Source organism: Enterobacter sp. JUb54 (assembly GCF_014298075.1).
GTDB classification, from domain to species: Bacteria; Pseudomonadota; Gammaproteobacteria; order Enterobacterales; family Enterobacteriaceae; genus Klebsiella; species Klebsiella lignicola.
Genome location: NZ_CP060418.1, coordinates 3,111,623 through 3,124,800, shown reverse-complemented (window position 1 = coordinate 3,124,800; position 13,178 = coordinate 3,111,623). Strand labels below are relative to the sequence as shown.

General features: G+C 55.2%; 8 protein-coding genes. 6 read left to right on the top strand and 2 right to left on the bottom strand.

Annotation, left to right across the window (positions count from 1 at the left end; translation table 11 throughout):
• Window positions 1-24: 24 nt before the first annotated feature.
• The 4 genes from aceE to HF679_RS14370 all read left to right on the top strand — a co-directional run bounded on the left by aceE (window position 25) and on the right by HF679_RS14370 (window position 6,798).
• The gene (gene aceE, locus HF679_RS14385) at window positions 25-2,688 is read left to right on the top strand and encodes a pyruvate dehydrogenase (acetyl-transferring), homodimeric type (RefSeq protein WP_123757475.1); all 2,664 of its coding nucleotides are present in this window, start codon (window positions 25-27) and stop codon (window positions 2,686-2,688) included.
• Between the two features lie 14 nt (window positions 2,689-2,702).
• A complete protein-coding gene (gene aceF, locus HF679_RS14380) occupies window positions 2,703-4,595 on the top strand; it encodes a pyruvate dehydrogenase complex dihydrolipoyllysine-residue acetyltransferase (RefSeq protein ID WP_123757474.1) in 1,893 nt (630 codons plus the stop codon).
• Between the two features lie 332 nt (window positions 4,596-4,927).
• Window positions 4,928-6,352, top strand: coding sequence for a dihydrolipoyl dehydrogenase (lpdA, locus tag HF679_RS14375; protein WP_123757472.1), 1,425 nt, complete (start codon window positions 4,928-4,930; stop codon window positions 6,350-6,352).
• A gap of 161 nt (window positions 6,353-6,513) precedes the next feature.
• Entirely contained in the window at window positions 6,514-6,798 is a 285-nt protein-coding gene (locus HF679_RS14370) for a hypothetical protein (RefSeq protein ID WP_123757471.1), read from the top strand.
• 55 nt (window positions 6,799-6,853) lie between these two features.
• Here HF679_RS14370 and HF679_RS14365 read toward each other — a convergent pair whose 3' ends face one another.
• Both HF679_RS14365 and HF679_RS14360 read right to left on the bottom strand, forming a co-directional pair.
• Window positions 6,854-7,654, bottom strand: a complete 801-nt coding sequence (locus HF679_RS14365) for a DUF2950 family protein (RefSeq protein ID WP_187042155.1) — start codon at window positions 7,652-7,654, stop codon at window positions 6,854-6,856.
• 10 nt (window positions 7,655-7,664) lie between these two features.
• Window positions 7,665-9,275, bottom strand: coding sequence for a DUF3300 domain-containing protein (locus HF679_RS14360; RefSeq protein ID WP_187042154.1), 1,611 nt, complete (start codon window positions 9,273-9,275; stop codon window positions 7,665-7,667).
• 356 nt (window positions 9,276-9,631) lie between these two features.
• On the opposite strand from HF679_RS14360, the gene acnB reads away from it, so the two are divergent.
• Complete coding sequence (gene acnB / locus HF679_RS14355; RefSeq protein ID WP_123757469.1) at window positions 9,632-12,229, top strand: bifunctional aconitate hydratase 2/2-methylisocitrate dehydratase; 2,598 nt, start codon at window positions 9,632-9,634, stop codon at window positions 12,227-12,229.
• Window positions 12,230-12,417: 188 nt separating this feature from the next.
• A complete protein-coding gene (locus HF679_RS14350; RefSeq protein ID WP_123757468.1) occupies window positions 12,418-13,146 on the top strand; it encodes an SDR family oxidoreductase in 729 nt (242 codons plus the stop codon).
• Window positions 13,147-13,178: the final 32 nt, after the last annotated feature.

Genomic DNA, 13,178 nt, shown 5'->3' with positions numbered 1-13,178 from the left:
TTAGATAGATAAGGAATAACCCCCATGTCAGAACGTTTACCAAATGACGTGGATCCGATCGAAACTCGCGACTGGCTACAGGCGATCGAATCGGTCATCCGTGAAGAAGGTGTTGAGCGCGCTCAGTATCTGATTGACCAACTCCTTTCTGAAGCCCGCAAAGGCGGGGTGAAGGTTGCTGCTGGCACATCTACAGGCAGTTACGTCAACACTATTGCCGTTGAAGATGAACCGGAATACCCGGGGAATCTGGATCTGGAACGTCGAATTCGTTCTGCGATTCGTTGGAACGCCATTATGACCGTTCTGCGCGCATCGAAAAAAGATCTCGAACTGGGCGGCCACATGGCGTCCTTCCAGTCCTCCGCGACTTTCTACGAAGTGTGCTTCAACCACTTCTTCCGTGCGCGTAACGAGCAGGACGGCGGCGACCTGGTGTACTTCCAGGGCCACATCTCTCCGGGCGTATACGCACGTGCCTTCCTTGAAGGTCGTCTGACTGAAGAGCAGATGAACAACTTCCGTCAGGAAGTTCACGGCAACGGTCTGTCCTCTTATCCGCACCCGAAACTGATGCCAGAATTCTGGCAGTTCCCGACCGTATCTATGGGTCTGGGCCCGATCGGTGCGATCTATCAGGCTAAGTTCCTGAAGTATCTGGAACACCGTGGTCTGAAAGACACCTCTAAACAAACCGTTTACGCCTTCCTGGGCGACGGTGAGATGGATGAGCCGGAATCTAAAGGCGCCATCACCATCGCGACCCGTGAAAAACTGGACAACCTGGTCTTCGTCATCAACTGCAACCTGCAGCGTCTGGACGGCCCGGTCACCGGTAACGGCAAAATCATTAACGAACTGGACGGCATCTTCAGCGGTGCTGGCTGGAACGTGATCAAGGTTATCTGGGGCGGCCGTTGGGACGAACTGCTGCGTAAAGACACCAGCGGTAAGCTGATTCAGCTGATGAACGAAACCGTTGATGGCGACTACCAGACCTTCAAATCCAAAGACGGCGCCTACGTGCGTGAGCACTTCTTCGGTAAATATCCGGAAACTGCCGCACTGGTTGCTGACTGGACTGACGAGCAGATCTGGGCCCTGAACCGTGGCGGTCACGATCCGAAGAAAGTCTTCGCTGCACTGAAAAAAGCGCAGGATACCAAAGGCAAAGCGACCGTTATCCTGGCTCATACCATTAAAGGCTATGGCATGGGCGATACCGCTGAAGGTAAAAACATCGCTCACCAGGTGAAGAAAATGAACATGGACGGCGTACGCTACGTCCGCGATCGTTTCAATGTACCGGTTGCCGATGCTGATATCGAAAAACTGCCGTACGTAACCTTCCCGGAAGGTTCTGAAGAGCACACCTACCTGCACGCTCAGCGTCAGAAACTGCACGGCTATCTGCCGAGCCGTCAGCCGAACTTCTCTGAGAAGCTCGAGATGCCGACTCTGGAAGATTTCGCACCGCTGCTGGAAGAGCAGAACAAAGAGATCTCTACAACGATCGCCTTCGTTCGTGCCCTGAACGTGATGCTGAAGAACAAATCCATCAAAGACCGCCTGGTGCCGATCATCGCCGATGAAGCGCGTACTTTCGGTATGGAAGGTCTGTTCCGTCAGATTGGTATCTACAGCCCGAACGGCCAGCAGTACACCCCGCAGGACCGTGAGCAGGTTGCTTACTACAAAGAAGACGAAAAAGGTCAGATCCTGCAGGAAGGCATCAACGAACTGGGCGCAGGCGCATCCTGGCTGGCGGCGGCAACGTCTTACAGCACCAACAACCTGCCGATGATCCCGTTCTACATCTACTACTCCATGTTCGGTTTCCAGCGTATCGGTGACCTGTGCTGGCAGGCTGGCGACCAACAGGCTCGCGGCTTCCTGGTCGGTGGTACTTCCGGTCGTACAACGCTGAACGGTGAAGGTCTGCAGCACGAAGATGGTCACAGCCATATTCAGTCTCTGACTATCCCGAACTGTATCTCTTACGATCCGTCTTACGCGTACGAAGTCGCTGTGATCATGCACGACGGTCTGGAGCGTATGTATGGTGAGAAACAAGAGAACGTTTACTACTACATCACCACGCTGAACGAAAACTACCACATGCCGGCCATGCCAGCAGGTGCCGAGGAGGGTATCCGTAAAGGTATCTACAAACTCGAAACCGTTGAAGGTAGCAAAGGTAAAGTTCAGCTGCTGGGCTCCGGTTCTATCCTGCGTCACGTTCGTGAAGCAGCACAGATCCTGGCGAAAGACTACGGTGTAGGTTCTGACGTTTACTCCGTCACCTCCTTCACTGAACTGGCGCGTGATGGCCAGGATTGCGAACGTTGGAACATGCTGCACCCGCTGGAAACCCCGCGTGTACCGTACATCGCTCAGGTGATGAACGACGCTCCGGCTGTTGCATCTACTGACTATATGAAACTGTTCGCCGAGCAGGTCCGTACTTACGTACCGGCTGATGATTACCGTGTACTGGGTACTGATGGCTTCGGTCGCTCTGACAGCCGTGAGAACCTGCGTCACCACTTCGAAGTTGATGCTTCCTATGTGGTTGTAGCGGCGCTGGGCGAACTGGCTAAACGTGGTGAAATCGATAAGAAAGTGGTTGCGGATGCCATCACTAAATTCAACATCGATGCAGAAAAAGTTAACCCGCGTCTGGCGTAAGAGGTAAAAGAATAATGGCTATCGAAATCAACGTACCGGATATCGGGGCAGATGAAGTTGAAATCACCGAAATCCTGGTCAAAGTTGGCGACAAAGTTGAAGCTGAACAGTCGCTGATCACCGTAGAAGGCGACAAAGCCTCTATGGAAGTCCCGTCTCCGCAGGCTGGCGTCGTGAAAGAGATCAAAGTCTCTGTCGGCGACAAAACCGAGACCGGTAAACTGATTATGATTTTCGATTCCGCCGAGGGTGCAGCAGCTGCTGCACCTGCGCAGGAAGAGAAGAAAGAAGCGGCACCGGCAGCAGCACCTGCTGCGGCAGCGGCGAAAGACGTTCATGTACCTGATATCGGCGGCGACGAAGTTGAAGTCACCGAGATCATGGTTAAAGTTGGCGACACCGTTGCGGCTGAACAGTCCCTGATTACCGTAGAAGGCGACAAAGCTTCTATGGAAGTCCCGGCTCCGTTCGCGGGTGTGGTGAAAGAGATCAAAATCAACACTGGCGACAAAGTGTCTACCGGTTCCCTGATCATGGTCTTCGAAGTGGCGGGTGCTGCACCTGCTGCGGCGCCAGCACAGGCAGCTGCTCCGGCAGCGGCGGCGGCACCAGCAGCCAGCGGCGCGAAAGACGTCAACGTACCGGACATCGGTGGCGACGAAGTTGAAGTCACTGAAGTGATGGTGAAAGTGGGCGATAAAGTTGCTGCTGAGCAGTCACTGATCACCGTAGAAGGCGACAAAGCCTCTATGGAAGTCCCGGCACCGTTCGCGGGTACCGTGAAAGAAATTAAAATCAGCACCGGCGACAAAGTCTCCACCGGTTCTCTGATCATGGTCTTCGAAGTGGAAGGCGCTGCGCCTGCTGCGGCTCCGGCTGCTGCTGCACCAGCTCCTGCGGCTGCCGCACCGGCACCGGCTGCTAAAGCCGCGGCTCCGGCAGCGAAAGCGGAAGGCAAATCTGAGTTCGCTGAAAACGACGCTTACGTTCATGCGACTCCGCTGATTCGCCGCCTGGCGCGCGAATTCGGTGTGAACCTGGCGAAAGTGAAAGGTTCCGGTCGTAAAGGCCGTATCCTGCGCGAAGACGTTCAGGCTTACGTGAAAGACGCGGTTAAACGCGCAGAAGCCGCTCCGGCTGCAGCCGCCGCTGGCGGTGGTATCCCGGGCATGCTGCCGTGGCCGAAAGTTGACTTCAGCAAGTTTGGTGAAGTTGAAGAAGTGGAACTGGGCCGTATCCAGAAAATCTCTGGTGCTAACCTGAGCCGTAACTGGGTGATGATCCCGCACGTTACCCACTTCGACAAAACCGACATTACCGATCTGGAAGCGTTCCGTAAGCAGCAGAATGCTGAAGCTGAGAAACGTAAACTGGATGTGAAATTCACGCCGGTAGTGTTCATCATGAAAGCCGTAGCCGCTGCGCTTGAGCAGATGCCGCGCTTCAACAGCTCTCTGTCCGAAGATGCACAGCGTCTGACGCTGAAGAAATACATCAACATTGGTGTTGCGGTTGATACGCCGAATGGTCTGGTTGTTCCGGTCTTTAAAGACGTGAACAAGAAGAGCATTACCGAGCTGTCTCGTGAACTGACGGTGATTTCTAAGAAAGCGCGTGACGGTAAGCTGACCGCTGGCGAAATGCAGGGCGGTTGCTTCACCATCTCCAGCATCGGTGGCCTGGGTACAACCCACTTTGCGCCGATTGTTAACGCGCCGGAAGTGGCTATCCTCGGTGTTTCCAAGTCCGCGATGGAGCCAGTGTGGAACGGTAAAGAGTTTGTGCCGCGTCTGATGATGCCTATCTCTCTGTCCTTCGACCACCGCGTGATCGATGGTGCTGATGGTGCGCGCTTTATCACTATCATCAACAATACGTTGAGTGATATTCGCCGCCTGGTGATGTAAGCGAAAAGCCGGCCTGACGGCCGGCTTTTTTCTGGTAATCTGGTCACTGTTTCGGGGTTACCAGCAACAAAGGACAAAATCGTTTGCCGTTTGTTGTTTCAAAATTGTTAACAATTTTGTAAAATGCAGGCGGATAGAACGACCCGGTGGACATGGGCGTAATTTACACAAAATAATTCGAGTTGCGTCAAGGCGGCAAGGGAGTGAATCCCTGGAGCGTACAAGCGGTACGTAACCGGGGTGAGCGAGCGCAGCCAACGCAGAGGCGGCTTGAAGGATGAAGTGTATAACAATAGCGTCAGACCCGCCGGATATAAACTACAGAGGTCATGATGAGTACTGAAATTAAAACTCAGGTCGTGGTACTTGGGGCAGGTCCTGCAGGTTATTCTGCTGCCTTCCGTTGCGCTGATTTAGGTCTGGAGACCGTCATCGTAGAACGTTACAGCACCCTCGGCGGTGTCTGCCTGAACGTCGGCTGTATCCCTTCTAAAGCACTGCTGCACGTTGCGAAAGTTATCGAAGAAGCGAAAGCGCTGGCCGAACACGGCATTGTTTTCGGTGAGCCGAAAACTGACATCGACAAGATCCGCACCTGGAAAGAAAAAGTGATCACTCAGCTGACCGGTGGTCTGGCTGGCATGGCTAAAGGCCGTAAAGTGAAAGTGGTCAACGGTCTGGGTAAATTCACCGGGGCTAACACCCTGGAAGTGGAAGGCGAGAACGGTAAAACCGTAATCAACTTCGACAACGCCATCATCGCGGCGGGTTCCCGTCCGATCGAACTGCCGTTCATTCCGCATGAAGATCCGCGCGTGTGGGACTCCACCGATGCGCTGGAGCTGAAAAGCGTACCAAAACGTCTGCTGGTCATGGGTGGCGGTATCATCGGTCTGGAAATGGGTACTGTGTACCATGCGCTGGGTTCAGAGATTGACGTGGTTGAAATGTTCGACCAGGTTATTCCGGCTGCCGACAAAGACGTCGTGAAAGTCTTCACCAAACGCATCAGCAAGAAATTCAACCTGATGCTGGAAACCAAAGTGACTGCCGTAGAAGCGAAAGAAGACGGCATCTATGTTTCTATGGAAGGCAAAAAAGCGCCGGCAGAAGCACAGCGTTATGACGCCGTGCTGGTGGCTATCGGTCGCGTACCGAACGGCAAAAACCTCGATGCAGGTAAAGCGGGCGTTGAAGTTGACGAGCGCGGCTTTATCCGTGTTGACAAGCAGCTGCGTACCAACGTGCCGCACATCTTCGCTATCGGCGATATCGTGGGTCAGCCGATGCTGGCGCACAAAGGTGTTCACGAAGGTCACGTTGCCGCTGAAGTTATCTCCGGCCTGAAGCACTACTTCGACCCGAAAGTGATCCCGTCAATCGCCTACACCGAGCCAGAAGTTGCCTGGGTTGGCCTGACCGAGAAAGAAGCGAAAGAAAAAGGCATCAGCTACGAAACTGCCACCTTCCCGTGGGCAGCCTCTGGCCGTGCTATCGCTTCTGATTGCGCAGACGGTATGACCAAACTGATCTTCGACAAAGAGTCCCACCGTGTTATCGGCGGCGCGATTGTCGGCACCAACGGCGGCGAGCTGCTGGGTGAAATCGGTCTGGCTATCGAAATGGGCTGTGACGCTGAAGACATCGCCCTGACTATCCACGCGCACCCGACTCTGCACGAGTCCGTAGGCCTGGCGGCGGAAGTCTTCGAAGGTAGCATCACCGACCTGCCGAACGCGAAAGCGAAGAAGAAGTAAGTTTTCTTTTCGCAGCAGGACATAAGCGGCTCTGAGAGCCGCTTTTTTTATGCCTGATGTTTAGAACTGTGTCTGCGTAAACAAATCGGCACATCTTATAAATACTTTGAAAATAATTACCCGCTAAACTTATAGATAGTTAATTATTAGTGAGGTGTGTAATGAAGCTCTTTTTAACCACGACGCTGTTAGCCGCTACGCTGGCTTCGGGTATCGCCGGTGCTGCTGACCTTTCCATTCCCTGGGCTGCCAACAGCGGCGGGACCGAAAGCAACCATATTGCCGCGATGGGGCAGAATCTGAATGTACAGCATCAGCTGATCAGCAAAACCTCAGAAGGGGTATGGGCGGCGAACTCTGGCAGCATTCATCAGGATGAAGCGGCATTGAGCAGCACGAAGCCGGCATTTAACGGCTATCCGCAGCTGATGCCGCATCAGGGCTAAACCGCGTTCAGACTCTCAGGATGCCCGGCGGCAGATGACTGCGCCGGGCATTTTTTTATTGCGTGATAGCCTGCCATTTGGCATCCGGCGCAAAACGGGTGATGGCCTGGGCTAAGGTTGCCGTTTCCTCCCCAAGATTGGCCTGATATACGCGATCGTCCTGATCAACCATAAAGCTCATCACACCCGTTTCCCCCCACTCGACGGGCCATGCCAGCAGGGCCGCGGCCTGATCGTCGCTGCTGTGAATAATACGGAAATGATAACCATGATAGCCTTCACCTGGCTCGGCGGGGCTAAAGGCCGGGCCTAAGGGGCTGGGGGCTTCTCCCGGAGCAGCAGGCCAGTACAGGCCATCTTTTTTGCCATCGCTGCTGATAATTTTCTGCGCCCAACGGTGGTTTAGCTGGTAGTAATCCTGCTGGGCATCGACGTAGGCATGCATCGCCTGGATAGCTGACAGTTCGTTACGGCCAATGGCCCGGGTGAGTATTTCATCCTGCGCGGCGGCGATGTCGAAATGCCAGCCTTCGTTGTTTTTCACCATTGGGATCGGCAAACGCCACGCTTCACGGCCAACATCCAGCCAGGCGGTATCGCTTTGCTGAACGATCTGGTGACTTATCTTCCAGTCGCGCTGAAAGCGGGCCACCGCATCAGGATCGATACCATCCGGTGGTAAAAACTGCTGCCAGTTATCGCCGAGCAGTTCACTGAAGGCCGCAGGGTTATTGTCATTGATTGCCTGAGCCAGGGCGTTCGCCGCCAGCTCCGGGGTGGAAAACTGCTGCTGGGCCGCGGCCATCATGGGTGACAATGCCAGCGCCAGCAGAGCCATCTTTAACTGTTTTTTCATCTGCATATCCTCAGCGACGACGTTCATGATGTTCAGCCCGATTCTCCCGAACGGCGCTGCGTTGCGGCCGGTTCTGGTTCGAGGCGATGCGGCTTTGCTGCCCGCGAGCATGTTGTGATTGCCAGGATGGCGACCGGCTCTCGTTGCCGCTTAACGCGTTGGACCGCAGGTTGCTTGCTTTTTGCTGACGTTGCTCCGGTGTGGCTGATTTGACTTGTGCACGACGCTGTTGCTGGTGCTCAGTAGGATGCTGAAGCTGGGTTTTAGCGGCTTCCCGACGCTGTTGCTGCTGCCCGCTACTCTGGCGGTTTTTGATCGCCGCCGTTTGCGTCTTATCGTAGCCGCGATAGTTGTTTCGCTGTGTCACCTGGTTGAGCTGCGTTGCGGCGGCTTTGCGCTGGGCATCACGCGACGTATTGTTGGCGATACGGCCGTTAGCAACGCTCCCGTTATGCTGCTGGAGCTGCGTTTTTGCCGCCTGACGCTGGGCATCACGATCGCCCGCCACGTGCTGGGTGGCACTCAATCCGCCGGCAACATTGGTCTGATGGAAGCGCTGGGCGACATTGTTGTTCGGGTAAGGAATATTGCCGCGATATGCCGGGTTATGCTGCCAGTTAGTCCGGTCGCCCGTCAGATGTTCGCCGGTGATGCGATTGAAATTATTGACATTAATATTAATGTTATCGCCATTATGCGAATAACCGCCGTGGTCATAGCCATGACCGTGGTAGTCGTCGTCATCATCCCAGTCGATGCTGCTGAACAGCGCCCAGGTCGTGGCGACGCCAAGGCTATAGCCGAGGCCATTCACAAAACTGTTGGTAAACTGCTCCCCTGGAGGCGGCGGCAAATAGACCGGCGGATAGGCGGTGTTGGGCCAGGTTCCGTATACCGTTGAGGGGTTATAGGTAGGGACATACACCACGTTGGGGTCGGTGGATTCGATTTTAATGACCTGAGTCGGCGCGGGTGCAGCGCTGGTGCTTGTGGCGGTCGTCGATGTCGACGTGGCGGTTGCCGCAGGGGCCGGTACGGCGGTGGTGGTGACTTTTTGCTGCGGCGAAGATTTCAGGGTGCCGGTCTGCTGCGCGATATTACGTAACCGCTGCACCGAATCCATCACATCATGCGGCTGAGCTAAAAACGCATTGCCGAGGTTCTCGACCCACGGCGGGTTTTCGCCCATCAACGCCAGCAGTGCCGGGAAAGCGACAAGCGATTTTACGCTTGGATCCCAGGGTTGACTGGCCACTGCCTGTACCGCAGTGTCGCCCTGCATTGAAGGATTATCCTGAGACCACTGTACGGCCTGCATCACGTTGCTGGGGTAGGTCGATGCCATCAGCACCTGTGACAGCAGATTGTCAGGGTAGAGGGCGACAGGGGCCACCCACTGATCAATCTGCGCCTGAGTATAGGCGGTGGTCACTGGCGGAGCGGCCGTTGGCGCCGGAGGCTGAGGTGTGGCCGGGGTGGCAGCAGGAGCGGGCTGAGTCGTTGCAGGCGCTTCGGTAATGGTTTGTGGTGCGCGACTTTTGACATACAGGGTGCCAGAGGCGGCTAAAATCCCTGCACTACAGATCAGTGCAATCACGTGGGGTTTAAAAGGTCGTATCATGTTAGCTCCCGGCACAAAAATTTGGCCTGTCTCCACTGAGTATCGCCGAAAATAGCGCTCCTGTCGGAGTATAAGCCGCTCTATTTTTGATTTTTGATGTTTGTTGGGTTTTTGGTCAGCTAACTTGCACAGAATTAAATTTATATACCGGGAAATGAGGGGAAAGCCTGTAAAATCCTGCCCTTAACGATTCAGCTAAATTTTAATGTTGCTTTTTTGTAAACAGATTAACACCTCGCCAAAATCCTGCTATGCTGCCGACGCGGTATCGGGCATTTACCCTACAAACTGCTGTCTCACAGGAGCGTGAAGAGAATCGCCTACCGCATTTTACAATGAGAGCGAGGAGAACCGTCGTGCTAGAAGAATACCGTAAGCACGTAGCTGAGCGTGCAGCCGTTGGGATTGTTGCAAAACCCTTAGATGCTACCCAAATGGCCGCGCTGGTAGAACTGCTGAAAAACCCGCCTGCGGGTGAAGAAGAATTCCTGTTAGACCTGTTAATCAACCGTGTACCACCGGGCGTCGACGAAGCCGCCTATGTTAAAGCCGGATTCCTTGCCGCGATCGCCAAAGGCGAAGCGACCTCCCCACTGGTCACTCCTGAAAAAGCCGTTGAACTGCTGGGCACCATGCAGGGCGGTTACAACATTCACCCGCTGATTGATGCACTGGACGATGCCGCACTGGCACCGATTGCTGCAAAAGCGCTCACCCATACGTTGCTGATGTTTGATAACTTCTACGATGTAGAAGAGAAGGCAAAAGCCGGTAATGAGCACGCGAAGCAGGTGATGCAAGCCTGGGCCGACGCCGAGTGGTTCCTGAGCCGTCCGAAGCTGGCTGAAAAAATTACCGTTACCGTTTTCAAGGTGACCGGTGAAACCAACACCGATGACCTCTCGCCGGCGCCAGATGCCTGGTCTCGTCCGGATATCCCGCTGCACGCCCTGGCGATGCTGAAAAACGCCCGTGAAGGTATCGAGCCGGATCAGCCGGGTTCAGTTGGCCCGATTAAGCAAATTGAAGCGCTTCAGCAGAAAGGTTTCCCGCTGGCCTACGTCGGTGACGTCGTCGGTACTGGTTCTTCCCGTAAATCCGCGACCAACTCGGTGCTGTGGTTTATGGGTGACGATATCCCGAACGTGCCTAACAAGCGCGGCGGCGGCCTGGTGCTGGGCGGTAAAATCGCGCCGATCTTCTTCAACACCATGGAAGATGCTGGCGCACTGCCGATTGAAGTCGACGTCAATGACCTGAACATGGGCGACGTTATCGACGTTTACCCGTTCAAAGGCGAAGTCCGCAACCACGACACCGATGCGCTGCTGGCGACCTTTGAGCTGAAAACTGACGTGCTGATCGACGAAGTCCGCGCCGGTGGCCGTATTCCGCTGATTATCGGCCGTGGCCTGACGACTCGTGCACGTGAAGCCCTGGGTCTGCCGCACAGCGATGTCTTCCGTCATGCGAAAGATGTTGCTGAAAGCAGCCGTGGTTACTCGCTGGCCCAGAAAATGGTCGGTCGCGCATGCGGCGTTGCCGGTATTCGCCCTGGCGCATACTGCGAGCCGAAGATGACCTCCGTTGGTTCTCAGGACACCACCGGTCCGATGACCCGTGACGAACTGAAAGACCTGGCGTGCCTTGGCTTCTCTGCCGATCTGGTGATGCAGTCCTTCTGCCACACCGCAGCCTATCCGAAGCCGGTTGACGTGACCACGCACCACACGCTGCCAGACTTCATCATGAACCGTGGCGGTGTTTCTCTGCGTCCGGGCGATGGGGTTATTCACTCCTGGCTGAACCGTATGCTGCTGCCGGATACCGTTGGTACCGGTGGTGACTCTCATACCCGTTTCCCGATTGGTATCTCCTTCCCGGCGGGTTCTGGCCTGGTGGCGTTTGCCGCGGCGACCGGCGTGATGCCGCTGGATATGCCGGAATCGGTACTGGTGCGCTTTAAAGGCAAGATGCAGCCGGGGATCACCCTGCGCGATCTGGTCCATGCGATCCCGCTGTATGCGATTAAGCAGGGCCTGCTGACCGTTGAGAAGAAAGGTAAGAAAAACATCTTCTCTGGCCGCATTCTGGAAATCGAAGGTCTGCCGGATCTGAAAGTTGAGCAGGCGTTTGAGCTGACCGATGCTTCCGCAGAACGTTCTGCAGCAGGCTGTACCATCAAGCTGAACCAGGAGCCGATCGTTGAGTACCTGAACTCCAACATCGTGCTGCTGAAGTGGATGATTGCTGGTGGTTATGGCGACCGTCGTACGCTGGAACGTCGTATCCAGGGCATGGAAAAATGGCTGGCGGATCCGCAACTGATGGAAGCGGATGCCGATGCTGAATATGCTGCGGTGATCGAAATCGATCTGGCTGATATCAAAGAGCCGATCCTTTGTGCACCGAACGATCCTGACGATGCTCGTCTGCTGTCCGACGTGCAGGGTGAAAAAATCGATGAAGTGTTTATCGGTTCCTGCATGACCAACATCGGTCACTTCCGCGCGGCAGGTAAACTGCTTGATAGCCATAAAGGCCAGCTGCCAACCCGTCTGTGGGTGGCTCCGCCAACCCGTATGGATGCGGCGCAGCTGACTGAAGAAGGTTACTACAGCGTGTTTGGTAAGAGCGGTGCGCGTATCGAAATCCCTGGCTGTTCCCTGTGTATGGGTAACCAGGCGCGTGTTGCTGATGGCGCGACGGTGGTATCCACCTCAACCCGTAACTTCCCGAACCGTTTAGGTACCGGCGCTAACGTCTATCTGGCTTCTGCTGAGCTGGCGGCGGTCGCTTCTCTGCTCGGCAAGCTGCCGACGCCGGAAGAGTATCAGACCTTCGTCGCCCAGGTGGATAAGACCGCGGCGGATACCTATCGTTATCTGAACTTCAACCAGCTGGAAGAGTACACCGAGAAAGCTGACGGTGTGATTTTCCAGACGGCGGTATAAGCGAATCTTGCTTGCTCAAAGCCACTCTTCGGGGTGGCTTTTTTGTTGCTGCGTTACCTGTTGCGTTAAGCGCATCAAATGTCTATTACTGCCGCCAGGCGATTCCTTAACCTCTCCTGTATCACGCCGTGTCAGAACATCTCAATGTATCGACAGGTCCTGAATTCCCAGACAGGAAGGAGAGAGATATGGTTTCGTTACAACATCAGACAGTGGCTATTATCGGCGGCAGCTCGGGGATCGGTTTTCGAGTTGCGCAGCTTGCGGCGGAGGCCGGGGCTAATCTGATCGTGATTGGGCGTCATGCCGGACGTCTTGCCGAGGCGAAAATGAGTCTGACCTCGGCGGGAGCGACGGTTGAGACGTATGCCGTGGATGCGCACGATCATCAGGCGCTGGAGGCATTGTTTGCCGCGTTGCCAAACATCGATCACCTCATTTCGATGGTTGGCGATGTGATGGGCGGTGGTTTTCTGTCTGCATCACTGTCCACAATTCGCCATGTCATGGAGTCGAAGTTCTTCACCAATGTGAAAATTGGCCAGCTGGCGGCGGAGAAACTGAATACCGGCGGCAGCCTGATCTTCACTTCCGGCACCGGCGGGCGTGCCCAGGATGCCTGTGCCAGCTACGTCGGCAACTTTGGCATTAATGCGCTGGTTGAGGGGCTGGCGGTAGAGCTGGCTCCGCGCGCGCGGGTTAACGCCGTCTCGCCGACCTGGACCATCACGCCGTTCTGGCGCGATATGCCTGCCGAACAGCTGGAAGCAACCCGGCTGCGTTTTGCCGGGACGATCCCGTTGGGACGTACCGCGACCATTGATGAGCTGGCCGGCGCCTATCTGTTCTTACTGCAAAATACCTTTATCACCGGCCAGCATCTGGCGATCGATGGTGGAATCATGCTCGGCAGTTGATGATAAGACGACCGCTTAACAGACTGCGGCGT